This is a genomic window from Enterobacter sp. WPR_3_1 (assembly GCF_003635055.1).
Lineage (GTDB): Bacteria > Pseudomonadota > Gammaproteobacteria > Enterobacterales > Enterobacteriaceae > Enterobacter > Enterobacter ludwigii.
Map to the genome: position 1 here is coordinate 209,870 of NZ_RBXU01000011.1, position 25,972 is coordinate 235,841.

Below are 25,972 nucleotides of genomic sequence, written 5' to 3' on the forward strand. Positions count from 1 at the left end.
ATGACGGCTGAACTCAGCGACCAGGAGATGATGCGCTATAACCGCCAGATTGTTCTGCGCGGTTTTGATTTCGACGGCCAGGAAGCGCTTAAGGCAGCACGGGTGCTGGTCGTGGGGCTGGGGGGGCTGGGCTGCGCTGCGGCCCAGTACCTGGCCGCGGCGGGGGTGGGCAATATGACGCTGCTGGATTTCGATACCGTGTCGGTGTCGAACCTTCAGCGCCAGACGCTGCACAGCGACGCGACCCTCGGCCAGCCAAAAGTGGAATCTGCCCGTGCGGCGCTGGCGCGCATCAATCCTAACGTGAAGTTCACCCTGATTGACGCCCTGCTGGATGATGAGGCGCTGTCGGCACAGATAGCACGACACGATCTGGTGCTGGACTGCACCGATAACGTCACCATTCGCAATCAGTTGAATGCAGGATGTTTTGCCCACAAAACGCCGCTGGTCTCCGGTGCCGCCATTCGCATGGAAGGCCAAATCAGCGTCTTTACCTACGCCGGGGGCGAACCGTGCTATCGCTGCCTGAGCCGTCTGTTTGGCGAGAACGCCCTCACCTGCGTGGAGGCGGGCGTCATGGCTCCGTTAGTCGGTGTCATAGGTTCGTTGCAGGCCATGGAAGCGATCAAAGTGCTGGCGCATTACGGGACGCCTGCCGCGGGGAAAATCGTGATGTATGACGCGATGACCTGCCAGTTCCGCGAGATGAAACTGATGAGCAACCCCGGCTGTGAGGTATGCGGACGCTAAATGGTTGCCGGGCAAGCGTTAGCATAACCCGGCAACCGTATCAGAGCGTCGTTCTGCCAAACGCCCCTTGCCAGTCCTGCTCAAACTTTACTATTGCCGCATCCACCGCAGGCGAAGTAATAAACTGCTGAGCAACATCCAGCGGCAGGGTGATGGATTCACAACCTGCCAGCAGGCAGTCCAGCGCCTGACGCGGCGTTTTGAAGCTCGCGGCCAGCACTTTTGATTGCGGAGCATGCAGCGTCAGAAGCTGCTGCAGTTCAACCACCGTCTGGATCCCGTCCCCGCCCTGCGCGTCCACGCGGTTAACGTAAGGGGCAACATACTCAGCGCCCGCCAGCGCGGACAGCATCCCTTGTGCTGCACCGTACACCGCCGTACCCAGCGTCGGGATCCCTTCCGCTTTCAGCATTTTGATCGCCGCCAGACCTTCCGCCGTTACCGGCACTTTAACCACCAGATCGTTGATAATGGTGCGCAGTTTACGCGCCTCTTCCACCATCCCTTCAGCGGTGGTCGCCATGACCTGCGCGAACAGGCGACCTTTCCCGCCGAGCGCATCCTGCAGCGCCGGTAGCAGCGCCTCGAGCGGCGTTTTCCCTGCCGCCACGATACTGGGGTTCGTGGTCACGCCCGCCAGCGGGAAGATACGCGCCAGCCGTTTCACTGCCGCGACGTCGGAAGTATCGAGATAAAGTTCCATGATGTAACCCTCAAATTTAGCCTGCATTTACCCTATCACGACAAAACCTGCTCAGGAGTTGACCTGCATCAAGATAACTTTCATTCGAAAGTAATTTAATCTTCATATGTAAGATGAGAGGCGAAAACATGATCTTCAATATTCAGCGTTACTCTACCCACGATGGCCCCGGTATTCGTACCGTGGTGTTCCTGAAAGGCTGCTCGCTGGGCTGTCGCTGGTGCCAGAATCCGGAAAGCCGCTCCCGCCACCGGGATGTGCTCTTTGACGCACGGCTGTGCCTGGAAGGCTGCGACCTGTGCCAGAAAGCGGCGCCGGGCATTATCGATCGTGCGCTGAATGGGCTGGTTATCCACCGTGAAAAGCTTAACGAAGAGACTCTCGTCGCCCTCACCGACTGCTGCCCGACACAAGCGCTCACCGTCTGTGGTGAAGAAAAGCAGGTCGAAGAGATTATGTCCACCGTACTGCGCGACAAGCCGTTCTATGACCGCAGCGGCGGCGGGATAACCCTGTCCGGCGGTGAACCGTTTATGAATCCCGATCTGGCTCATGCCCTGTTTAAAGCCAGCCATGAGCAAGGCATACATACCGCCGTGGAAACCTGTCTCCACGTGCCATGGCATTATATTGCACCGTCATTACCGTATGTCGATCTGTTCCTGGCTGACCTGAAACACGTTGATGGCAGGACGTTCAAACAGTGGACCGACGGTTCCGCCAAACGGATCCTTGATAACCTGAAACGCCTGGCCGCCGCCGGTAAACAGGTCACCATCCGCGTACCGCTGATTCAGGGCTTCAACGCCGATGAAGCGTCGATTACCGCCATCACCAATTTTGCCGCAGACGAACTCAACGTCCGCGAGATCCATTTTCTGCCGTACCACACGCTGGGCATGAACAAATATACCCTGCTCGGCCAACCCTACTCTGCCCCTGATAAACCGCTGGATGATCCTGCGCTTCTGGACTTCGCACAGCAGTACGCCTGCCAGAAAGGGTTAACCGCGACCTTACGAGGATAAACTTATGACGACCCTGAATCTCAACACCCTTAGCGAGCGCATAAAAGCACACAAAACGGCCCTCGTGCATATCGTGAAGCCGCCGGTCTGTACCGAGCGCGCCCTGCATTACACCGAGATGTACCAGCAGCATATGGACAAGCCGATCCCGGTGCGTCGCGCGCTGGCGCTGGCGCATCACCTCGCGCAGCGCACCATCTGGATAAAACACGATGAGCTGATCATCGGTAACCAGGCCAGTGAAGTCCGCGCCGCGCCAATTTTCCCGGAATACACCGTCTCGTGGATTGAAAAAGAGATTGACGATCTGGCGGACCGTCCGGGCGCAGGCTTTGCGGTGAGCGAAGAAAACAAGCGCGTATTGCATGAGATCTGCCCATGGTGGCGCGGCCAGACGGTGCAGGACCGCTGCTACGGCATGTTCACCGACGAGCAAAAAGGGCTGCTGGAAACCGGCATTATCAAAGCGGAAGGTAACATGACCTCCGGCGACGCACACCTGGCGGTTAACTTCCCGCTGCTGCTGGAGAAAGGCCTCGATGGTCTGCGCGACAAAGTGGCCGAGCGTCGTTCGCGTATCAACCTGACGGTGCTCGACGACCTTCACGGGGAACAGTTCCTGAAAGCGATCGATATTGTGCTGGAAGCGGTCAGCCTGCACATCGAACGTTTCGCCGCGCTGGCGCGTGAAATGGCGGCAACCGAATCCCGTGAAAGCCGTCGCGACGAGCTGCTTGCGATGGCAGAAAACTGTGATGTAATCGCCCATCAGCCGCCAACAACCTTCTGGCAGGCGCTGCAGCTGTGCTACTTCATTCAGCTGATTCTGCAGATTGAGTCCAACGGCCACTCCGTCTCGTTTGCCCGCATGGACCAGTACCTCTATCCGTACTACCGCCGCGACGTGGAGCTGAACCAGAGCCTCGACCGCGAACATGCCATCGAGCTGCTGCACAGCTGCTGGCTGAAGCTGCTGGAAGTGAACAAAATCCGCTCCGGTTCGCACTCCAAAGCTTCAGCGGGTAGCCCGCTGTATCAGAACGTCACCATCGGTGGACAGACGCTGATCAACGGTGAGCCTATGGACGCGGTCAACCCGCTCAGCTACGCGATTCTGGAATCCTGCGGTCGCCTGCGCTCCACGCAGCCAAACCTGAGCGTGCGTTATCATGCGGGCATGAGCAATGACTTCCTCGACGCCTGCGTGCAGGTGATCCGCTGCGGCTTTGGTATGCCCGCGTTCAACAACGATGAGATTGTCATTCCGGAATTTATCAAGCTCGGCGTCGAAAAAGAGGATGCCTATGACTATGCCGCGATTGGCTGCATCGAAACCGCAGTGGGTGGCAAATGGGGTTATCGCTGCACCGGCATGAGCTTTATCAACTTCGCCCGCGTGATGCTGGCAGCGCTGGAAGGCGGCCGCGATGCCACCAGCGGTAAGGTATTCCTGCCACAGGAGAAAGCACTCTCTGCCGGTAACTTCGATAACTTCGAAGAGGTGATGGCAGCGTGGGATACCCAAATCCGCTACTACACCCGCAAATCTATCGAGATTGAGTATGTGGTGGACACGATGCTGGAAGAGAACGTCCCCGATATTCTCTGCTCAGCGCTGGTGGATGACTGTATAGAACGCGCGAAAAGCATCAAACAAGGCGGCGCGAAGTATGACTGGGTGTCAGGCCTGCAAGTGGGTATTGCTAACCTGGGCAACAGCCTGGCCGCAGTGAAAAAACTGGTCTTCGAACAGGGTACGATAGGTCAGCAACAGCTGGCCGCCGCTCTGGCCGATGATTTCGACGGGCTGACCCACGAGCAGCTGCGTCAGCGGCTGATCAACGGCGCGCCAAAATACGGTAACGATGACGACAGCGTGGATATGCTGCTGACCCGTGCCTACGAAACTTATATCGCCGAGCTGAAGCAGTACCATAACCCGCGCTATGGCCGTGGTCCGATTGGCGGTAACTACTATGCCGGCACGTCATCTATCTCCGCGAACGTGCCGTTTGGCGCGGCAACGATGGCAACCCCGGATGGACGTAAGGCGCATACTCCGCTGGCAGAAGGAGCCAGCCCGGCCTCCGGTACTGACCACCTCGGCCCGACGGCGGTAATTGGCTCTGTCGGCAAACTGCCAACCGAAGCGATCCTCGGCGGGGTACTGTTAAACCAGAAGCTCAATCCGTCGACGCTGGAAAATGACAGTGACCGTCAGAAACTGATGGTGCTTCTGCGTACCTTCTTTGAAGTACACAAGGGCTGGCATATTCAGTACAACATCGTTTCGCGTGAAACGCTGCTGGAAGCGAAGAAGCACCCGGACCAGTATCGTGACCTGGTGGTGCGCGTCGCAGGGTACTCCGCGTTCTTTACCGCCCTGTCGCCGGATGCGCAGGACGATATTATTGCGCGTACCGAGCACACGCTTTAACTCTCTTCAGACTTATGCCCTCTCCCATCAAGGAGAGGGAACCTGTCTTTGAGCGGCAATTTCGGTTGCCGCTTTGCTTTGACTTTCGAATGAAATTAAATTTGTGCTCTCCGTCACCTTGTTATTAGAATGTTTCAAACGCAGTGACTCAGGAGCACAGTATGACCGTAAAAGTTATCGTCACCGATATGGACGGAACTTTCCTTGATGATGCCAAGCAGTACGACCGCGACCGCTTTCAGGTACAGTTTGAGCAGCTTAAAGCCCGTAATATTGAATTTGTCGTCGCCAGCGGCAACCAGTATTACCAGCTCATCTCCTTCTTCCCGGAACTGAAAGATCAGATCTCCTTCGTGGCGGAAAATGGCGCGCTGGTGTTCGATCACGGTGAGCAGATTTTTCACGGTGAACTGACCCGCCATGAGTCGCAAATCGTCATTGGCGAGTTGCTGAAAGACAACGCGCTCAACTTTGTGGCCTGTGGGCTGGAGAGCGCCTACGTCAGCGATCGGGCGCCGGACGCGTTTGTGGCGCTCATGTCAAAGCACTACCACCGCTTAAAACGCATCCGTGATTACCGCGAAATTGATGACGTGCTGTTCAAATTCTCCCTGAATCTGCCGGACAGCGATATCCCGAATCTTGTCGACAAACTGCACGTCTCCCTCGACGGGATTATGAAACCCGTCACCAGCGGTTTTGGGTTTGTCGATTTGATTATCCCGGGCCTGCACAAAGCCAACGGTATTAGCCGTCTGCTGAAGCGCTGGAAAATCTCGCCGCAGGCGTGCGTGGCAATCGGGGACAGCGGCAACGATGCGGAAATGCTGAAGCTGGTGAAATACAATTTTGCCATGGGCAACGCGGCGCAGAGCATCAAAACGATCTGCCGCTACAGCACGGATGACAACAACCATCAGGGCGCACTGAATGTGATTCAGGCCGTGCTTGACGACCACTCCCCGTTCGACGCGTAATCTCTCTCTTGCCGGAGCACTGCTCCGGCACCTCACTCTTTTTCCATCCTGTGGCACACGTCAAACATTTAAACTTGCATTAACTAATTTTTAACTTAAAGTATCACTTGTAGATATTTTTACTTTCGAATGAAAGATGCGAGGCAGTTATGACGTTTACCAGTGAAAGTTTGCCTGCGGACCATAAAGCAGCGATTCGTCAGTTGAAGCGTGAACTACGTGCGCAGATCGGAGACGTTCAGGCGGTATTCGACACGCTCAGCGATAAAATCGCGACCCGCGTGGCGGAAATTAATGCCCTGAAGAACAAAGGTGAAACCGTCTGGCCGGTTATCCCGTTTGCGGATGTGAAAAACGGGACGATCACCCAGGCACAGCGTGACGCGGTCAAACGCCGTGGCTGCGCGGTGATTAAAGGTCACTTCCCTCGTGAGCAGGCGCTGGCGTGGGATCAATCGATGCTCGACTACCTCGATCTCAACCGGTTTGATGAGGTCTATAAAGGTCCGGGCGATAACTTCTTTGGTACCTTAACCGCCTCACGTCCGGAAATTTACCCTATCTACTGGTCGCAGGCGCAAATGCAGGCCCGCCAGAGTGAAGAGATGGCGCAGGTACAGTCGTTCCTGAACCGTTTATGGACCTTCGAGAGTAATGGCAAGCAGTGGTTCGATCCGGACGTCAGCGTCATTTATCCGGACCGTATTCGTCGTCGCCCACCGGGTACCACCTCTAAAGGGCTGGGCGCGCATACCGATTCCGGCGCGCTGGAGCGCTGGCTGCTGCCGGCCTATCAGCAGGTCTTTGCCCGCGTTTTTGACGGCAACGTGGATAAATACGATCCGTGGAACGCCGCACACCGTACCGAAGTGGAAGAGTACACCGTGGATAACACCACAAAATGTTCTGTATTCCGCACCTTCCAGGGCTGGACGGCGCTGTCAGATATGATCCCGGGTCAGGGGCTACTGCATGTGGTGCCTATTCCGGAAGCGATGGCTTACATTCTGCTGCGTCCGCTGCTGGATGATGTCCCGGAAGATGAACTCTGCGGCGTCGCGCCGGGACGTGTCCTGCCGGTCTCCGAGAAATGGCATCCGCTGTTAATCGAAGCGCTGAGCAGCATTCCTGCACTGGAAGCAGGCGATTCCGTGTGGTGGCACTGTGACGTCATCCACTCCGTAGCACCGGTGGAAAATCAGCAAGGCTGGGGCAACGTAATGTATATCCCTGCCGCCCCGATGTGCGAGAAAAACCTCGCCTATGCGAAAAAAGTGAAAGCAGCGCTGGAAACCGGTGCATCGCCGGGCGATTTCCCGCGCGAAGATTATGAAAAAAACTGGCAGGACCGCTTTACCGTGAACGATCTGAATATTCACGGCAAGCGTGCACTGGGTATGGCTTAACTGTCGTATAACCCTTCCCGCTCCACGGCGGTGCGTCGTTTCCCCTGACGTATCCGCCGGACAGATCCCCGCACGGCCAGCGTGCCGTTAAGCAATAACGTTCCCACCGGTGCATCCGGGCGCATCAGCCGTTGCTGAAGCATATGCACCGCTTCGGTTCCCAGTTCATCGCGCGGTACGTGCACCGCCGTGAGCGGAACATCCTGAATGGCCGCCAGATTAAACCCGTCAATGCTCATCACCGAGATATCCTGCGGCACGCGCAAGCCCTGTTTTTGCAGCGCACTGATGGTGCCCGCCGCCATAAAATCGCCGCCGACCAAAAATGCGGTGGGCAGATCCTTACCCTGCATTTGACGGAGCCAGGAGGTGACCAGCTCTTCCGTTTCGCGCGCGCTGAAGCTCGGAGCCACCAGCAGATCGCGTTTATCGTTGAATTTCAGGTTGTGAGATTGCCACGCATCGCGGATCCCGGCCAGACGCAGTTCCATGGTGTAACGCCGCAGGCAGAGGACATTCATCACCTCACGGTGTCCCATTTCAAACAGATAGTCCGCGGCCCGCTCACCTATCGAGCGGTGGTCCGGTGCCACTGCAGGCAGGCGCATATGCCGGTCGCGGCAGTTAATCAGCATGCAGGGTTTACCCACATCCACCGCCAGATCGTGGATATGCGGATCGTCGATACCGAGAAGAATAGCGGCCTGTGTCTCCGGCTCGTTCATCCGTGCCAGAAAAAGCTGTGCGTCGCTGTCATTCTCTTCCAGCGCGCAATAACGCAGACGGACATCGTGGGAAGCAAGGCCTTTACTCACGCTCTGGATCACACGGTAGTAAAAGATGTCGGACCGCTCGTCAAAGGCGCGCTGTGGCGCAAAAACCACCAGGCTGTTGAGCAGCAGACGCCCCGCCGCCAGACCGTCCATCACCCCCAGCTCCCGCGCGCAGGCCAGCACCCTGGCGCGCGCTTTTTCACTGGTGTTCGCTTTTCCTGCCAGCACCCGCGACACGGTGCTGATGGAGAGCTGCGTGCGGGCGGCAATTTCGGTGATTTTTAGCCTTTTGTCCATTTTGTGATCTGGCTCCATTTGCGAAATGAAAAAATTTTCATGGCGTACTCATCAGGCAGTAACGGGCATAAAAAGCATCATGCCAGATGATTTATGTCATTGATGAGAAATTTTGCACAAAATCCACTATTGCCTGCTCATTTTCTCCCTTAAGGTGAATTTGTCACACCACTTCCATACTAGTTGTATAGCAACTTCTAAATTAAAACGGATAGAAATCAAAGCCATAAAAATCTGTGTGACACCTGAACCTCCGTCCCCTTACCGTCCGTCTTGTGGAGAGTAAAATGAGTCAGGACATCAATAACACCGTTGCGACAAGCAAAACCCGTCGCGTCATTAAGAACCTGCGCTGGTATGTGCTGGTACTGTTCTTACTGGGCGTCACCGTTAACTACATCACCCGAAACTCGCTGGGTATTCTCGCCCCTGAGTTGAAAGAGAGCCTTGGGATCACCACCGAGCAATACTCCTGGATCGTCGGGGCATTTCAGATTGCCTACACCATTTTCCAGCCTCTGTGCGGCTGGTTGATCGACGTGATTGGTCTGAAAATTGGCTTTATGGTTTGCGCCGGGATCTGGGCGCTGATGTGTATTTTCCACGCCGGGGCGGGCAGCTGGCTGCACCTGGCTATCTTGCGCTTCTTTATGGGTGCTTCTGAAGCGGCCGCCACGCCGGCGAATGCGAAAACCATTGGCGAATGGTTTCCGAAATCGGAACGTCCTGTCGCGGCCGGTTGGGCGGGCGTAGGGTTCTCCATTGGCGCGATGCTGGCACCGCCCATCATCTATTTCGCGCACGCCTCGTTTGGCTGGCAGGGCGCGTTTATGTTTACCGGCGTGCTGGCGCTGCTGTGGGTGATCCTCTGGTGGGCTTTTTACCACAACCCGGAACAGCATCCGAACCTGAGCAAGGACGAACTGGCATTTATCAAGCAGGATAACGAACCGCCTGCGGTAAAACTGCCCTTCCTCACCGCGCTGAAAAATGTCTCCAAAAATAAGCGCTTCTACGGTATCGCCCTTCCGGCGTTTATGGCCGAACCGGCCTGGGCCGTGCTGAGCTTCTGGGTTCCGCTGTATCTCGCCAAAGAGCACGGCATGGATTTGAAGCAGATTGCGATGTTTGCCTGGCTGCCGTTCCTTGCCGCGGACCTTGGCAGCGTGGCAAGCGGCTACCTTACCCGTCTGTATGCCCGACTGTTCGGCTGCAGCCGTGTGAACTCGGTGGTGGCCAGCTCCGTCACCGGGGCATTCCTGATGATCTCCCTGGCGGTCGTGGCCATTACCCGCGACCCGTATATCACCATCGTGCTGATTTCCATCGGCGGTTTCGGGCATCAGATCATCTCCTGCATGCTCAGCGCGCTGGTCGTGGAGTCATTTGATAAAGGTCAGATGGCGACCGTTAACGGCATGCGCGGCTCGGCGGCCTGGATCGCCAGCTTCCTGTTCTCCCTGTTAATTGGGGTGACCGCCGACAAAATCGGCTTTAACCCGCTCTTTATTGCCATGGGGTTCTTTGACCTGATTGGCGCTGTTTTCCTGGTGGCATTTATTGCTGAACGTCGCGCCAAGCGCGCCTGATAGTGGATGTATTGCGTATGAAAACCCTGAAAAACTGGACCGTTGATAAGCAGTCGGCAAATCATCTGGAACTGCTGGTCGATAACCAGCATCGTCTGTGCCTGTATGTGCTGGAAGAAAATCTGTTCCGCGTGCTGATTAAACGCAAAGGTGAGCTGACGCTGGATCGCACCTGGAGCATCGCCCCGCAGCAAGATGTGCCGTGGGAAGGTCGCCGCCGCGACGACCTGAGTGGTTTCACCTGCCCCGCCTGGACGCTGACGCAGCAGGACAACGTGCTGACGGTTGCCACCGAACAGCTGCGTGTGACCGTGCATCAGCCGCTGTGGCTGGAGTGGCACTACCGCAATGAGGCGGGTGAGTGGCAGCCGCTGGTCAACGACCGTCCAACCAGTGCCTATCTGCTGAATGCCCATGGCGACGGTGCGGCGCACTACCTGAGCCGCCGCAAGGATGAACGCTTCTACGGTCTGGGTGAGAAAGCCGGCGATCTGCAGCGTAACGGTAAACGCTACGAGATGCGCAACCTTGATGCAATGGGCTACAACGCGGCCAGCACCGATCCTCTGTACAAACATATTCCGTTCACCCTCACCCGTCGCGATGACGTGAGTTACGGTCTCTTCTACGACAACCTGAGCAGCTGCTGGCTAGATCTGGGCAACGAGATTGACAACTATCACACCGCCTATCGTCGCTGGCAGGCGGAAGCGGGCGACATCGATTACTACCTGTTCACGGGCAAACGGGCGCTGGACGTGACCAAAGCTTTCGTGCGACTGACCGGGAAAACGCTCTTCGGGCCGAAATGGAGCCTGGGTTACAGCGGTTCGACCATGCATTACACCGACGCGCCGGATGCGCAGAATCAGCTGATGAACTTTATTCGTCTGTGCGAAGAACATGCTATTCCCTGCGACTCGTTCCAGCTCTCTTCGGGCTATACCTCGATCAACGGCAAGCGCTACGTCTTTAACTGGAACCACGACAAGGTGCCGCAGCCGAAGGTGATGACCCAGGCTTTCCACGACGCGGGGTTAAAGCTGGCGGCCAACATCAAGCCATGCCTGCTGCAGGATCACCCGCGCTATAACGAAGTTGCGGAAAACGGGTTGTTCATCCGCGATTCGGAAACCGACGCGCCAGAACGCTCCAGCTTCTGGGATGACGAAGGTTCTCACCTCGATTTTACCAACCCACAGACGGTGAAATGGTGGCAGGAAGGGGTAACCACGCAGCTGCTTGAGATGGGGATCGACGCCACCTGGAACGACAACAACGAATATGAAGTGTGGGATGGCGAAGCCCGCTGCCACGGCTTTGGCAAGGAAATCGCGATCAAGCACATTCGCCCGGTGATGCCGCTGCTGATGATGCGTGCCTCACTGGAAGCGCAGCAGCGTTTTGCCCCGGAAAAACGTCCGTATCTCATTTCCCGCTCCGGCTGCGCGGGCATGCAGCGTTACGTCCAGACCTGGAGCGGCGATAACCGTACCAGCTGGGATACCCTGCGCTATAACACCCGCATGGGTCTGGGAATGAGCCTGTCCGGGCTGTTTAATGTGGGGCATGATGTCGGTGGTTTTTCTGGCGACAAACCCGACGCGGAACTGTTCGTACGCTGGGTGCAAAACGGCGTGATGCATCCGCGCTTTACTATTCACTCATGGAATGATGACCACACCGTTAACGAGCCGTGGATGTATCCGGGCGTGACGCCGGCTATTCGTGGTGCCATTGAATTACGTTATCGTCTGCTGCCGTACCTTTATACCCTGCTCTGGCAGGCGCATGCCGACGACGAACCGATGCTACGCCCGACCTTCCTCGACCACGAACACGATGCGCAGACGTTTGAGGAGAACGATGATTTCCTGCTGGGTCGCGACCTGCTGGTGGCCAGCGTGGTGGAGGCCGGGCAGCGCGAGCGACGCGTCTGGCTGCCGGAAAATGAAACGGGCTGGTACGATTTTTACACCCACGAGTGGTTCGCTGGCGGGCAGTGGATCGTACGTGATGCGCCGCTGGAGAAATTGCCGCTGCTGGTACGTGCCGGTGCGGGTCTGCCGCTCAGCGAACGCATTACGCATGTCAGCGCGGAAAAAGACACTACCCGTGAGCTGAAACTGTTCCCGGTGAAAGGCGTCGGTTCAACCGCGGGCCTGCTGTTTGAAGACGATGGTGAAAGCTGGGGCTATCAGAACGGCAATGCGCTGTGGGTGGAATGGGACATGGCATGCGACGGTGCCACCATCAACCTGAAGGTCAGTGCGCGGGGAGATTATCGTCCGGCGTGGAAAGCGCTGAAGATATCGTTACCGGCCGGGGAAAAACGCACGCTGCTGGTGAATGGTATTGAAGGGAGTGAATGGGTGGTCTAGTACGGCCTGATGCCCGCTCCCACAGGGAGAGGGCATCAAACACAGGCCCGGTAGGCGTAGCGCCACCGGGCTTTTTTTAACTCTCGATACCTTTACTGCGCAGGTAATCTTCGTAGTTACCGGTGAAGTCCACCACGCGCTCAGGCGTAATTTCGATCACGCGGGTCGCCAGCGAGCTGACGAATTCACGGTCGTGAGAGACGAAGATCAGGGTCCCCTGATACATCTCCAGCGCCATGTTCAGCGATTCGATAGATTCCATATCCAGGTGGTTAGTCGGTTCATCCATCACCAGGATATTGGGTTTTTCCATCATCAGCTTACCGAACAGCATGCGCCCTTTTTCACCACCGGAAAGCACTTTAGCAGGCTTCTTGATGTCGTCCTGGCTGAACAACAGACGACCCAGAATGCTGCGCACCGCCTGCTCGTCATCGCCTTCCTGCTTCCACTGGCTCATCCAGTCGAAGACGGTCAGGTCGTTTTCGAACTCGTATTCATGGTCCTGTGCGTAGTAACCAATCTGCGCGTTTTCAGACCACTTCACGGTACCGTTATCCGGCTGCAGTTCGCCGACCAGGGTTTTCAGCAGGGTGGATTTACCCACGCCGTTGGCACCCAGAATGGCGATCTTCTCGCCCACTTCCAGCAGCAGGTTAAAGTTTTTAAACAGCGGACCGTTTTCAAAACCTTTAGCCAGGGCTTCCACTTCCAGCGCATTACGGAACAGTTTCTTGTCCTGCTCGAAGCGGATGAATGGGTTCTGACGGCTGGACGCTTTCACTTCATCAAGCTTGATCTTATCAATCTGACGCGCACGAGAGGTCGCCTGGCGAGATTTAGAGGCGTTCGCGCTGAAGCGGCTGACGAAAGACTGCAGATCAGCAATCTGGGCTTTCTTCTTGGCGTTATCCGCCAGCAGACGTTCACGCGCCTGCGTGGCTGCCGTCATGTACTCATCGTAGTTGCCCGGATAAACGCGCAGCTCGCCGTAGTCCAGGTCCGCCATGTGTGTACACACCATGTTCAGGAAGTGACGGTCGTGCGAGATGATGATCATGGTGCTGTCGCGATCGTTCAGCGTCTGCTCCAGCCAGCGGATGGTGTCGATGTCCAGGTTGTTCGTTGGTTCGTCGAGCAGCAGGATATCCGGATTGGAGAACAGCGCCTGCGCCAGCAGAACACGCAGTTTCCAGCCTGGCGCGACTTCACTCATCGGGCCGTAATGTTGTTCTACCGGAATACCCACACCCAGCAGCAGCTCGCCCGCACGCGCTTCCGCAGAGTAGCCATCCATTTCGCCGTACAGCACTTCGAGATCGGCCACTTTGTAGCCATCTTCTTCGCTCATCTCCGCCAGAGCGTAGATGCGATCGCGCTCCTGCTTCACTTCCCACAGCTCCGCGTGTCCCATGATAACGGTATCAAGGACGGTGAACTCTTCAAAGGCGAACTGATCCTGACGCAGCTTACCGATGCGCTCGTTTGGATCGAGCGAAACGTTGCCCAGCGTCGGCTCTAAATCACCGCCGAGGATTTTCATAAAAGTAGATTTACCGCTACCGTTGGCGCCAATCAGGCCGTAACGGTTGCCGCCGCCAAATTTGACGGAAATGTTTTCGAACAGCGGCTTACTGCCAAACTGCATAGTGACGTTGCTGGTAACTAACACGGGGAGATTCCTGCGAAAAGTGTGATAAACACGGCATTATGCCACAATTCCGAATTGAGATCCCGCGTTGCGGCAATCCGCTAAACTTTAACAAAATCGAAAAAAATGTGATTTCGTACACATCTGAATTCCCTGTTAGCGGGAATGCACATATAATGCGCTCCCATCAAGATTCAGACTTATCAACTCATCGCCGGAATGGCTTAGATACCTCGCACAACATGAACATGAAATTAACAACGCTTTTTGCGGCGGCGTTAGCCGTAGTAGGTTTTTGCAAAACCGCTTCTGCGGTGACTTATCCGCTGCCGACAGACGGTAGCCGTCTGGTTGGTCAAAACCAGGTGGTCACGGTGCCTGAAGGTAACGCTCAGCCACTGGAATATTTCGCGGCGCAGTACCAGTTGGGCCTGTCTAACATGCTGGAAGCGAATCCGGGTGTTGACCCGTATCTGCCTAAAGCCGGTACCGTGCTGAACATTCCTCAGCAGCTGATCCTGCCGGATACCGTCCATGAAGGTATCGTCATCAACAGCGCGGAAATGCGTCTGTATTACTACCCGAAAGGCACCAACACGGTTATCGTGCTGCCAATCGGTATCGGCCAGCTGGGTAAAGACACCCCAATGAACTGGACGACCAAAGTTGAGCGTAAGAAAGCAGGCCCAACCTGGACGCCAACCGCCAAAATGCACGCAGAGTACATCGCTGCGGGTGAACCCCTGCCAGCCGTTGTACCGGCAGGCCCTGATAACCCAATGGGTCTGTACGCGCTGTACATTGGCCGTCTGTACGCGATTCACGGGACCAACGCCAACTTCGGTATCGGCCTGCGCGTAAGCCACGGCTGCGTACGTCTGCGTAACGAAGACATCAAATTCCTGTTCGAAAACGTGCCGGTCGGTACCCGCGTCCAGTTCATCAACGAACCGGTTAAAGCGACGTCTGAGCCGGATGGCAGCCGTTACATTGAAGTACACAACCCGCTGTCCACCAGCGAAGACCAGATCAACAACAACGAAATCGTTCCGGTTACGCTGAACAGCGCGGTGCAGTCCGTGACCTCTCAGCCGGATGTAGAGACAGCGATTGTTGACCAGGCCGTTCAGAACCGTTCTGGTATGCCAGTGCGTCTGAACTGACCCTCTGCCCGGTGGCGCTTTGCTGACCGGGTCTGAGAATAAAAAAGCGGGCTCTGATGCCCGCTTTTTTTTATCCGTTATTGACGATAACTATCCCGCCGTGGTCGTAACGGTAGTGACAGTGGGCATACTCAAGCGGTGTGCCATCCTCCAGATAGATAACCTGCTCCACCTCCAGCACCGGATCGGTCTGCTCGCAGATAAGGTGTTGCATATCCAGCGCGTTCGGTTTTAGCGCCCGCACCACCCGGTACGACCCCATAATTTTCAGCCCCAGCGTCTCCTGCACGTAGCGGAACACGGAGCCTTCAAGATGGCTTTTATTCAGACCGGGCACCAGATTAAGCGGCATAACGGTGGAGTCCAGCGACATCGGCTCACCGTTAAGCAGACGCAGCCGAACAAAGTCATAGACAGGCGCATCGGCGTTAATCATCAGCGAGGCCTGCTCCTTCTCGTTCGGAAAGCGCAGCTCGAAATGGACCACGACGCTGGAAACGGTGCCCAGATGCTCCCAGGTTTTTGTTGCGCCGAAGTAGTCGCTGCCGGAAAGATCCCACTGCGAGAGTTGCAGGAAATTTTTGCGGATAAACGTCCCCTGCCCCTGACGGGTATAGATCAGCCCTTCCACAATTAACTGGCGTATGGCCTGCTGTATGGTCATCCGGCTGGTGCTGAACTCCGCCGCCAGGGCAAACTGGTCCGGGAGCGGTTCGTTGGCGGCGTATTGCTGGCTAATAATGCGTTTCTTAATTTCCCGCGCTATGGTGATGTACTTCGCCGCCATCGTCCTTCCTTTCTGTTAGTTTTCTGTCCCGCTGTTTTTTAATGCCACTCTCTCGGCAATTTTGAGGAAAGGCAGGTAGAAGAATACACCAAATACAATGATTGCCAACTGCACGACCACGGCGCGCCAGTCCCCTGCCGTTGCCAGCCAGGCGCTCAGAATGGGCGGAGTTGTCCACGGGATCATAACCACACAGCGCGACATTAACCCCAGGGTCGTACAGAACCACGCAAACCAGATACCTATGGCAGGTAACAGCACAAAGGGGATCATCAGCGGCAGGTTGAACACAATCGGCAGGCCAAAAATGACCGGCTCGTTGATGTTAAACAGGCCCGGCGCCAGCGACAAACGGGCCACCTGTTTCGCCGATTTTTGCCGTGAGAAGACGAAAATGGCAATCAACAGGGAAATCGTGCTGCCGGTCCCCCCCACCATACCAAAGGTCGGTACAAAGATATTATTGATGATATGTGGGACAGGCTGACCGTTGGCAAAGGCCAGCATATTCTCGTTGGTGTTGATCAGCAGAAACGGCTCCAGCACCACGCTGTTAACCACCGACTGATGGATCCCAAGCGTGAACAGGAAGTTACCAAAGCTATAGATAAAAATCGTGCCCGGCAGGCTGGTATTGATCAGGCGCAGCGGCTGCTGAATAAAAGTGGTGATCAGATGGATGAGATCCGTGTGCAACACGTTCGCCAGAAGCGCGGCCAGTATGGCAAACAGGGAAAGCGTCAGGATCGTCGGGATCAGCGCGGTAAACGATTTGCTGACCGCCGGCGGTACATTTTCACCTAAAGAAATGTGCAGCGCTTTCAGACGAGAAATGGCGATAAACAGTTCCGTTGAGAGCAGACCAATCAGCACCCCGGCAAAAATGCCGGTTGAGCCGATATTGGAGAACGTCAGCACCTGCGTGACGTTCACCGTGGCGTCGCTGCCGACGGGCGTGAGCTGTAAGCGCATCGGCATCATAATGATAAAACTGCTGATGGCGATAACCACTGCCGAGACCGGGTTGTCGAAGTCTTTGTTGCGTGCCAGCGACCAGGCAATCATCGGTGCCAGCAACAGCGCGGCGATATTCAGCGTACCGTTAATAATCGCCTCGCCCCACACCTTAAAATGCGCCAGCGTGTCGCCTTCAAAAATCCATGGAAATACCACGTTATTCACCAGCACCGCCAGCCCGGCAAGGATGAAAATGGGCATGACCGTGGCGAAGGCATCGCGCAGGGAGCGCAGGTGCACCTGGTTTGCCAGGCGCGCCGAGAACTCAACAAATCTGTCGACAAAAGACTGCATATGCGGTGTTATTTTTGTTTCAGACATAGCGGATATTTCCCTTCAATCAGTCACAAAAACGGCCCGGCAGCGTACGGCTTACATCTCGCGTCCGTTGGTATGGATAACCTGTTTCAACCATGCGTAGCTCTTCTTCGGTACGCGCTTCAAGTCTTTCAGGTCGTGGTTTTCACGGTTCACATAGACCACGCCGTAACGCTTACGCATGTCTCCCTGTGAACTCAGAATGTCGATTAAGCCCCAGCCGAGGTAACCGATCACCTCTGCGCCATCCTCAAACATGGCTTGTTTCATCGCCTCGATATGCGCCCGGTGGTAGTCAATACGGTAGGTATCTTCAATCGGATTCACACCGTCCCAGGACTCGATCACCCCAATACCGTTTTCAATCGGGAATACCGGCATACGCCAGTCGTTGTAATAGCGGGTGATGATGGTGCGAAAGCCCAGCGGATCAATCTGCCAGTTCCATTCGGTCGCTTTCAGGTACGGGTTATTTTTATCACCGTGCAGAAGGTAATCGTTGACCGGCGTTCCTTCGGGGATCGCATCACTGTTGAGGGTTTTACTGGCGTAGTAGCTGAAAGCCATATAGTCGTTTTTGGTACGCGCCAGCAGCGCAAGATCCTCAGCGCGGTAGATATCCGCAAAACCTTGCTGTTCCACGACCGCCATCACCGCCGGGCTGTAACCCTGGCCGGCAAAGACGCGCAGCAGGTTCTGGTTGAGGAATTCGTCATACTGCTGGGCGCAGAAGATATCACGCGGTTTACAGGTCGCCGGATAGACCAGCTGGTGCGCCAGCATGCCGCCCATCAGCTGCCCCGGACGGGTCTGGTGCAGGTATTCGGTCAGGGTCATATGCGCGACCATGGTGTGGTGCTGCAGTTCATACAGCTCGCGCAGGGTTTTCTCGCCTTTCATATAGCCCGAGATCCGGAAGGCTTCCGGCATGTGGAAGATGTTCTGCTCGTTAAACGTCAGCCAGTACTTCACCCGGTCGCCGTAACAGTCGATCATCTTTTTGCCGTAGCGGATAAACGCGTCCATCACACGGCGATCGTTAAAACCGTTGTACTCCTGCGCCAGCGCCAGCGGCATATCGAAGTGGTAGAGGCAGATCATCGGCTCAATGCCGCGGGCAATTAAATCGTCAATAAAGCGGTCATAAAAGGCGATACCTTCGTCGTTGAAGTCACCGTCGCCCTGTGGACATACGCGGCTCCAGGCGATCTGAAAGCGGTAGCAGTTCATGCCCAGATCCTGCATCAGGTCGAAATCTTCCCGATAGCGGTGGTAGGAATCGGTCGCGACTTTCCAGTCAGAAACGTTCTCCCCGGCTTCGCGAATGTCATAAACCGACATTCCCTTTCCTCCCTCATTCCAGGCCCCTTCCGTCTGCATACTGGATACGGAATTGCCCCATAAAAAATTGGCTGGCAGAAATTGATTCATGATCGCTCCCTATATGACTAGTCATTTAAAATTTCATGACTAGTCATATAGGCGAAGACGAAAAATCAATCAAAGAGGAGGATCGTTTTTTGTGAGCAAGGCGGGAAAAAAACCCGGTCAGCGAAGCGAGACCGGGGGGAAGGACGGTTATTGTTGTGCGAGCTGATGACGGCGATATTCACCCTGCCGCTCCAGCATCCAGCCCGGGTATTCGCGCGGCAGCGCGCTGACGGCATCAAGCTGTTTAAGCTCGTCTTCGCTTAAACGGATCCCGGTGGCGGCAATGTTGTCGTCCAGCTGGTCGACACGTTTGGCACCAATAATGACGCTGGTTACGGCCTTCTGATGCAGCAACCACGCCAGCGCAATTTGCGCCACAGAGACACCCTTGCGCTCGGCCAGGGTGCGCATCACATCCACGCAATCGAAAGCACGCTCTTTATTCACCGGCGGGAAGTCAAATTCCAGGCGGCGACCGCCGGATTCACTCTGCCCGTCACGGCCATATTTTCCGCTAAGCAGACCGCCTGCCAGTGGGCTCCAGACCATCAACCCGACGCCTTCACTCTGCATCATCGGTATCAGTTCACGCTCAAGATCGCGCCCGGCGATGGTGTAATACGCCTGCAGCGAAGCAAAACGCGCCAGTCCAAGGCGTTCGGAAATGCCCAGCGCTTTGGCAATCTGCCACGCCGCCCAGTTAGAGACGCCGATATAACGCACGTGCCCATGCTGCACCAGGTTATCCAGCGCGTAGAGCATCTCTTCGACCGGGGTTGCCGGGTCAAAACCGTGGAGCTGATACAGATCGATATGATCGAGCTGCAGACGGCGCAGGCTCTCTTTGACGCTACTGATGATGTGATAGCGCGAACTGCCGCGGGAGTTCACCCCGGCCGTGCCCGTTTCGCCAAACACTTTGGTGGCAACCACCACATTTTCGCGCGGAATTTTCAGGTTCTTCAGCGCCTGGCCGGTGATCTCCTCCGAGCGCCCTTCCGAATACACATCCGCGGTATCGATGAAATTAATTCCGGCATCCAGTGCACGGCCCACCAGCTGCTCGGCTTCACTTTGCTGCAGCTGACCAATCTTGCCCCACATGCCGCCTTCTCCGCCGAAGGTCATGGTGCCAAGGCACAGTTCAGACACAAACAGACCGGTATTGCCCAGTTTTTGATAACGCATAAGATAATCCTCGCATGTCGTTCGATGGGTACCCGATAGTTATACCCGCCCCATAGCCATCGCGAATGTGGTGTTCCTGTCCGTTTCTTGCCCAATCCTCTGAATCTTATCCGCGCGGAGCCTCACCAAAGACCTTGTAATCCGGTAATTGCACCTGCTGATACGGCTCCCAGCCGCCGCCCAGCGCTTTGTAGAGCGCCACCAGATCGAGAGCGCTTTGTACCTGCGCCTGCGCGCGTTGCTGCTGCGCCTGCGCCAGCTGCCGCTGGGCATCCAGCACGTCAATAAAGCTGGCGATCCCCTGCCGGTAGCTGTCGCTTGCCAAATCAAACGCGTTTTGCAACGCATCGATGGTTTTAGCAAGGCCGGCTTCACGCTGCTGATCGGTGCGATAGCTCACTAGCGCATTCTCTACGTCCCCGAGCGCGGTGAGCACCGTCTGGCGGTAGTCGAGCACTGCCTCGCCCTGCTGCGCACGCGCCACCTTCACGCTCGACACCAGTCTTCCGCCCTGGAAAATCGGTATCGAGACCTGCGGGCCGAAGCTGTAGAAGTGGCTGCTCCAGTCCGTCAGCCAGTTGGTTTCGCTGTTTCGCAGACCGAACTGCCCGGAGAGGGTAAAGCTCGGGAACAACTGCGCCACGGAAACGCCAATTTGCGCCGTGGCGGCGTGGAGATTGGCTTCCGCCTCGCGTACGTCAGGACGACGACGGGCCAGCGTGGATGGGATACCCGTTTGTACAATATCCGGCAGGGCGGGCATCGGCTGCGCCGACTGCAGCTCCGCATCCAGCGCCCCCGGCGGCTTGCCGAGTAAAATCGCGAGGCCATTCATTGCCTGCCGTGCCTGGGCCTGATACTGAGGAAGCTGCGCTTCGAGGTTCCCCAACTGGGCACGCGCATTTTCAACGTCCATCTGCGGTGACAGCCCGCCCCGCTGGCGGCTTTCGGTGAGTTCCAGGGTTTGTTGCGCGCTCTTAATCTGGGTGTTCAGCGTGGCAATGATGCTCTGCGCACCCCGCAGCTGCAGCCATGCGCGCGCCACTTCCGCCTCCAGCGACACCAGCGCGTCGTTACGCTGCTCTATCGCCGCTTTCTGCTGCGCTTCGGCAGCCTCTACCTGTCGGCGCACCTTGCCCCACAGGTCGATTTCCCACTGCGCATCGAAGCTCCCCTGGTAAAGATTGATCGGCTGCGTCAGCGGCCCTAGCGCGCCCCTGAGTTCAGGATCCACGTTATCAAGCTGGTCGTACACGCCGTGGGATTTCAGCTCTCCCTCCAGCCCAAGCTGCTGGCGCGTGGCCTGCAGATTACCGTTTACGGAAGGGTAAAACGCCCCACCCGCCTGGTTAATCTGTTCGCGCGCCCCGGCAATACGCAATACCGTCTGCTGCAGGGATAAATTTCCCGCGATCGCGCGCTCTATCAGGCTGTCCAGCTGCGGCGAACCGAAGGTTTTCCACCAGCGTGGGTTGGTTGCCGTCGAGGCCGTTTTTGACTTCACGCCGCTGTCACCCGGGTCGTTCCAGTGTGTCGGGGTCTGCGACGCCGGCGGCTGGTAATCCGGCCCCACGGCACAGCCTGCCAGCAGCATGATCATCAGGGGGGTTAAACGTCTGTGTATCATCAATGTGCTCCTGCACTCCCCTCGCTCTTAACCGGCGAGAGCAACAAACAAAACGGAATCAGTAACATGGCTACCACGCTCAGAATGGTGAACACGTCGATATACGCCAGGAAGCGCGACTGCTCGATCATGGTCTGATACATGCGCCCGGTGGCGATACCGGTAGGGTCCCCGACCTGAGTGGTGAAGTTCTGGATCGCCTGTGCGCTTTCGCGTATCGCCAGCTGGAACTGTTCATTAAACGGTGACGCGTGATAGGCCAGATGCGCGCTGTGCGCCTGAGAACGTTCGGTAATGGCCGCCGTAGAAAGCGAGATGCCAATTGAGCCCGCCACGTTGCGGAACATGGTAAACAGTGCCGCCGCATCGGCGTTCAGCCGCCTCGGTATCGAAATAAAAGCAATGGTGGTGAGAGGAACAAACAGGAACCCAAGCCCTATCGACTGGGCGCTGCGGAACAGCACCAGCGTTTCGAAATCGATATCCGGAGTCAGCGTACGTGACCAGAAGAACGACACCGCCAGGCAGGTAAAACCGAAAGCGATAATCCAGCGCGTCTGCACCACCGGCATCAGCTTCAGCACCAGCGGGATAGTCAATACGATCAACACGGCGCCCGGCGAAAGCACCAGCCCCGACCAGGTGGCGGTGTAGCCCAGATCCTGCTGTGCAAGCTGCGGAATCACCACCGAACTGCCGTACAGAATCATCGCCATGCCCGCCATCAGCAGGCTGGAGATGGCGAAGTTGCGATCTTTCATGCAGTGCAGATCTACCACCGGTTTTTTGGCATACACCAGCCAGTAAATCGCTCCAATAATGCCGATGAGCGTCAGCACGGCGAAGGTGCGAATAAAGTTCGAATAAAACCAGTCCTCATCTTCTCCCCGGTCGAGCATCACCTGCAGGCAGCCCAGCCCCAGCGCGATCAGGCCAATCCCCGTCCAGTCGATAGACAGCTTCTCTTTCGATTTGCTTTCCCATGGCGGGTCTTCCAGCAGCTGGTAGATCGCCAGCACCGTTACAATCCCCACCGGAATGTTGATGAAGAAAACCCAGCGCCAGGAGTAGTTATCGGTGATCCAGCCGCCCAGCGTCGGGCCAAGTACCGGCGCAACGATGATGGCGATTGACGACAGGCCAAACGCTTTACCCCGGTCCTCGGGTTTAAAGTAGTCGAGCAGCACCGACTGCTGCGTGGGCTGCAGCCCCCCGCCGAAAAAGCCCTGCATTACGCGAAAGAGAATGATTTGCCACAGCTCGGTGGCGATCCCGCACAGGAACGAACAGACGGTGAACATCACGATGCAGATGAGGAAGAACTGCTTGCGGCCAAAAACCCGGCTCAGGAAAGCCGATATCGGCAGCACTATGCCGTTTGCCACCAGGTAGCTGGTCAATACCCAGGTGGATTCGTCGTAGCTGGACGAGAGCGACCCGGCCACATGCGGGAGTGCCACGTTAACGATAGTGGTGTCGAGGATTTCCATAAACACCGCCAGCGTGACCACAATCGCCACCGCCCACGGATTACTGGCGGGTCGCCAGTTGTCGTGGCTGTGATCCGTCATTCCACAGTCACCTTCGGTGCCACCGACAGCCCAAGCGGCAACGGTTTGTTGGGATCCAGCCCTTTATCAATCACGATCTTCACCGGCACGCGCTGAACGATTTTGACAAAGTTACCGGTAGCGTTTTCCGACGGGAAGGCGGAGAAGCGCGAGCCGCTGCCCTGTTGAATACTGTCGACATGGCCTTCGAGCGCCATATCCGGCCAAGCATCTACGGACACCTCGACCTTATCGCCCGGCTTCATGCGTTCGAGCTGCGACTCTTTAAAGTTCGCCACCACCCACACATTCGGAGAGACCAGTGAAAACAGCGCGGTACCCGCCTGCACCAGGGTGCCGGGCTGGACGTTGCGTTTAGTGACAAAACCGTCAAACGGGGCGCGGACTTCGGTGTAAGAGAGGTTCAGCGTCGCGGTTTCCAGCTGCGCTTTGGCCTGATCGACCTGGCGCTGACGCGCTTCCACATTGGTTTCCTGCTGGCGGATCTGCAGCTGTACCTGCTCCGCCACTTCAAGCTGCGCCTGCGCACTTGCCAGGCCCGCCTGGGCACTGCGCAGCTGGGCATTGGCGGTATCAATACTTTGCTGGGTGGTCGCTCGCGGGTCAACGCCTCGCTGGCGGCGATACTCCGCCTGCGCATTGGCCAGATCGGCCTGCGCTTTAATCACCTGCGCTTTGGCTTCATCACGCTGAGCGGGATACTGGACTTTTGACAGCGCCAGCTGCGCCTGAGCCTGATGCAGCTGGGCGATCGCCAGCCCAAGCTGGGCCTGCGCCTGATCGCGCTGGGCAGTGGTATCACGCGGATCGATAACCACCAGCAGGTCGCCCTTTTTCACCCGCTGGTTATCGCGCACACGCAGCTCGGTGACATAGCCTGCCGTTTTCGGGGCAATCGTCACCACATCACCGTCGGTAAAGGCGTCGTCAGTGGTCTCTTCGTTACGGGTTAAAAACCACCAGACCAGCGCCACGATAACCATCACCACCACGACAATGCCAAGGATGATTAACGGTTTTTTGCCCGGGCGCTTACGCTGTTTAGTGTTGTTTTCCTGCTCGTCAGCAGGCAGGTTTTGATCTTCAGCCATAGGTCAGCAACAGTCCTGTCAGTGAGCGGCATCACACTATGCCGTTCACTAAAGCTAGGACGTTGCTATACGTTTGCCAGGAAAAACTGACAAATTGCGCACTATATGAGAAGGAAAATTCCGAAACCGATCGCCGCGGCCCAAATCAGCATCGGGATCGACCAGACATGGAAACGCCACCAGATACGACGATCGTTAGCCATACGCAGGGCAATCAGGTTAGCAAGCGAACCGGGCAGCAGCCCAAACCCGCCGATATTCACCGCCCACGCCAGCAGCGTATCAGGGGGAACGTAGTTGAGGAGTAAAATGGTGGAAGGCACGTTGCTGATGAACTGTGACAGACCAATCGCCGTGAGCCACAATCCCGGCTGCGACAGGCCACTGACGCTGTGCAGAACGTGTTGCAGTACCGGAAGCTGGATAAGCAGATGCACATCAATAAACATCACCATAAAGACCAGCAGTAACGTCCAGTCCACGCTGACCAGCACGCGCCGCGCCAGGAATAAAAAACCGGCGGCGACGAGCAGCACGCCCGCCAGTTCATACTTCAGTTCCAGCGCGAACAGGAAAACGATGTACAGCGCCAGACAACTCCACACCAGACGCGGCTGCCACTGCGGGCCCGTGGTACCGCTGTGGTACTGCAGTTTTTTGACCGGGAACGCGAACCAGCAGACCGCCAGCAGCGACACCATCATCACCAGCGCCAGCGGAGCCATCTGCCAGGTAAAAGCGGCAAACGACAGCCCGGAGCGCCCCCAAAGGAGAATATTTTGTGGGTTGCCGATAGGGGTCAGAAGCGAACCGGCGTTAACGGCCAGTGCCTCGAAAATGATCAGCCGGCTAACCGGGATCTCGCAGAGCTTACGCAACGTGAGCGTGAGTGGCACGATGATAAACAGCGCCACGTCGTTGGTCAGAAACGTCGACAGCACCGCAGCAGAGAACACCATAAACAGCGCCAGGCGGCGTTCAGTGGCAAAGCGACGCACCATTTTACGTCCCAGGACGTCAAAATAGCCGCTCAACTCTACCCCTTTGGTGAGCATCATCAGTCCACTGAGGGTAATGATGGTGCGCCAGTCAATCACCGCAGGCCAGGTGTGTGGCGCAAACGGCACAAAGATGCTCAGTACTGCGCCAATGATGAATAAGAGATGGAAGAAACGATCGCGTGCCAGGGCCTGCAGTCCGGGGATGTTCATTCAGCGGAGGGACCATATTTAAGGGTAAATTCGCGAAACTTAACCAGCGTCTCTTCGCTGACGTGGTGTTCCATTCCTTCCGCGTCCCGGCGGGCAATTTCCGGGCTTACGCCCAGCACCAGTAAGAAGTTTTCGACGAGCTGGTGGCGCTCGCGACTCTCCTGGGCGAGTTTCTCCCCTTCCGGCGTCAGAAAGACGCCGCGCCAGGGGATCATTTCAATCAGGCCCACGGAGGCCAGACGTTTTAACATTTTTGCCACTGTCGGTTGGGAAACGCCCAGCCGTGCAGCCATATCCACCTGGCGCGCCTCCCCGACCTCGCGAATCAAATCGGAAATCAGTTCAACATAGTCATCAATCAACTCACGACGGTGCGCTTCACGTACCTGGCGAAAACCTTCGACATGTTCTTCAACATTCACCAGTTGCGTCGTTTTTCTGATTGTTGGCTTACCTGCGCGACGGTTCATTGTACTTCCTCAGTGGGGTGACGCTTCCAGCGCCCGGTATCGAGAGCGCACATTGTAAACCATCCCTCTACAAGCACAAAAAATTAACGAAATAGCCATAGCT

The 25,972-nt window shown here is 56.5% G+C and carries 20 protein-coding genes; 8 read left to right on the forward strand and 12 right to left on the reverse strand.

Annotated features, from left to right (window positions below):
- Positions 1-753: a molybdopterin-synthase adenylyltransferase MoeB gene (moeB, locus tag BJ887_RS15060; protein WP_121340065.1), complete on the forward strand. Its 753-nt coding sequence runs from the start codon at positions 1-3 to the stop codon at positions 751-753.
- Positions 754-793: 40 nt separating this feature from the next.
- On the opposite strand, the gene fsa is transcribed toward moeB, so the two are convergent.
- Positions 794-1,456 carry a fructose-6-phosphate aldolase gene (fsa, locus tag BJ887_RS15065; protein WP_020884894.1) on the reverse strand — a complete coding sequence of 221 codons (663 nt, stop codon included), beginning with the start codon at positions 1,454-1,456 and terminating at the stop codon, positions 794-796.
- A 128-nt stretch (positions 1,457-1,584) separates the two neighbouring features.
- On the opposite strand from fsa, the gene BJ887_RS15070 reads away from it, so the two are divergent.
- The 4 genes from BJ887_RS15070 (at position 1,585) to BJ887_RS15085 (ending at position 7,304) form a co-directional block, all read left to right on the forward strand.
- The gene (locus BJ887_RS15070) at positions 1,585-2,484 is read left to right on the forward strand and encodes a glycyl-radical enzyme activating protein (protein ID WP_063934405.1); all 900 of its coding nucleotides are present in this window, start codon (positions 1,585-1,587) and stop codon (positions 2,482-2,484) included.
- 4 nt (positions 2,485-2,488) lie between these two features.
- Positions 2,489-4,921, forward strand: coding sequence for a formate C-acetyltransferase/glycerol dehydratase family glycyl radical enzyme (locus tag BJ887_RS15075; RefSeq protein WP_086463039.1), 2,433 nt, complete (start codon positions 2,489-2,491; stop codon positions 4,919-4,921).
- Between the two features lie 161 nt (positions 4,922-5,082).
- On the forward strand, positions 5,083-5,898 hold the full coding sequence (locus BJ887_RS15080; RefSeq protein ID WP_121340066.1) for a Cof-type HAD-IIB family hydrolase: 816 nt from the start codon (positions 5,083-5,085) through the stop codon (positions 5,896-5,898).
- 149 nt (positions 5,899-6,047) lie between these two features.
- Positions 6,048-7,304: a DUF1479 domain-containing protein gene (locus BJ887_RS15085; protein WP_014169275.1), complete on the forward strand. Its 1,257-nt coding sequence runs from the start codon at positions 6,048-6,050 to the stop codon at positions 7,302-7,304.
- Here BJ887_RS15085 and BJ887_RS15090 read toward each other — a convergent pair.
- Positions 7,301-8,374, reverse strand: coding sequence for a LacI family DNA-binding transcriptional regulator (locus BJ887_RS15090; protein ID WP_025204616.1), 1,074 nt, complete (start codon positions 8,372-8,374; stop codon positions 7,301-7,303). The two genes, BJ887_RS15085 and BJ887_RS15090, sit on opposite strands and share 4 nt — an antisense overlap.
- Before the next feature lie 287 nt (positions 8,375-8,661).
- Between BJ887_RS15090 and BJ887_RS15095 the strand changes: the two genes are divergently transcribed.
- On the forward strand, positions 8,662-9,963 hold the full coding sequence (locus BJ887_RS15095; RefSeq protein WP_020884899.1) for an MFS transporter: 1,302 nt from the start codon (positions 8,662-8,664) through the stop codon (positions 9,961-9,963).
- Between the two features lie 17 nt (positions 9,964-9,980).
- Positions 9,981-12,344, forward strand: a complete 2,364-nt coding sequence (locus BJ887_RS15100; protein WP_229216850.1) for a glycoside hydrolase family 31 protein — start codon at positions 9,981-9,983, stop codon at positions 12,342-12,344.
- Positions 12,345-12,420: 76 nt separating this feature from the next.
- Here the strand turns inward: BJ887_RS15100 and BJ887_RS15105 are convergent, their stop codons facing one another.
- A complete protein-coding gene (locus BJ887_RS15105) occupies positions 12,421-14,016 on the reverse strand; it encodes an ABC-F family ATPase (RefSeq protein WP_014169271.1) in 1,596 nt (531 codons plus the stop codon).
- A 221-nt stretch (positions 14,017-14,237) separates the two neighbouring features.
- Here BJ887_RS15105 and ldtB point away from each other — a divergent pair, with 221 nt between their 5' ends.
- Complete coding sequence (gene ldtB, locus BJ887_RS15110; RefSeq protein ID WP_025204618.1) at positions 14,238-15,158, forward strand: L,D-transpeptidase; 921 nt, start codon at positions 14,238-14,240, stop codon at positions 15,156-15,158.
- Between the two features lie 70 nt (positions 15,159-15,228).
- Here the strand turns inward: ldtB and BJ887_RS15115 are convergent, their stop codons facing one another.
- The 9 genes from BJ887_RS15115 to mntR form a co-directional block, all read right to left on the reverse strand.
- The gene (locus BJ887_RS15115; protein ID WP_014169269.1) at positions 15,229-15,945 is read right to left on the reverse strand and encodes a GntR family transcriptional regulator; all 717 of its coding nucleotides are present in this window, start codon (positions 15,943-15,945) and stop codon (positions 15,229-15,231) included.
- 15 nt (positions 15,946-15,960) lie between these two features.
- On the reverse strand, positions 15,961-17,283 hold the full coding sequence (locus BJ887_RS15120; RefSeq protein ID WP_032677738.1) for a PTS sugar transporter subunit IIC: 1,323 nt from the start codon (positions 17,281-17,283) through the stop codon (positions 15,961-15,963).
- Between the two features lie 51 nt (positions 17,284-17,334).
- Positions 17,335-18,711, reverse strand: coding sequence for a glycoside hydrolase family 1 protein (locus tag BJ887_RS15125; RefSeq protein WP_121340068.1), 1,377 nt, complete (start codon positions 18,709-18,711; stop codon positions 17,335-17,337).
- Positions 18,712-18,858: 147 nt separating this feature from the next.
- Entirely contained in the window at positions 18,859-19,899 is a 1,041-nt protein-coding gene (locus tag BJ887_RS15130; protein ID WP_014169266.1) for an aldo/keto reductase, read from the reverse strand.
- Between the two features lie 106 nt (positions 19,900-20,005).
- Positions 20,006-21,526 (reverse strand): efflux transporter outer membrane subunit, encoded by a 1,521-nt coding sequence (locus tag BJ887_RS15135; RefSeq protein WP_121340069.1) that lies wholly within the window; start codon positions 21,524-21,526, stop codon positions 20,006-20,008.
- Entirely contained in the window at positions 21,526-23,097 is a 1,572-nt protein-coding gene (locus tag BJ887_RS15140; RefSeq protein ID WP_014169264.1) for a DHA2 family efflux MFS transporter permease subunit, read from the reverse strand. The genes BJ887_RS15135 and BJ887_RS15140 overlap by 1 nt, the downstream gene beginning before the upstream one ends.
- On the reverse strand, positions 23,094-24,188 hold the full coding sequence (locus tag BJ887_RS15145) for an HlyD family secretion protein (RefSeq protein WP_020884906.1): 1,095 nt from the start codon (positions 24,186-24,188) through the stop codon (positions 23,094-23,096). The genes BJ887_RS15140 and BJ887_RS15145 overlap by 4 nt, the downstream gene beginning before the upstream one ends.
- Positions 24,189-24,289: 101 nt before the next feature.
- On the reverse strand, positions 24,290-25,399 hold the full coding sequence (locus BJ887_RS15150) for an anion transporter (RefSeq protein WP_040016987.1): 1,110 nt from the start codon (positions 25,397-25,399) through the stop codon (positions 24,290-24,292).
- Positions 25,396-25,869 carry a manganese-binding transcriptional regulator MntR gene (gene mntR, locus BJ887_RS15155; RefSeq protein WP_014169260.1) on the reverse strand — a complete coding sequence of 158 codons (474 nt, stop codon included), beginning with the start codon at positions 25,867-25,869 and terminating at the stop codon, positions 25,396-25,398. The genes BJ887_RS15150 and mntR overlap by 4 nt, the downstream gene beginning before the upstream one ends.
- Between the last annotated feature and the right edge of the window lie 103 nt (positions 25,870-25,972).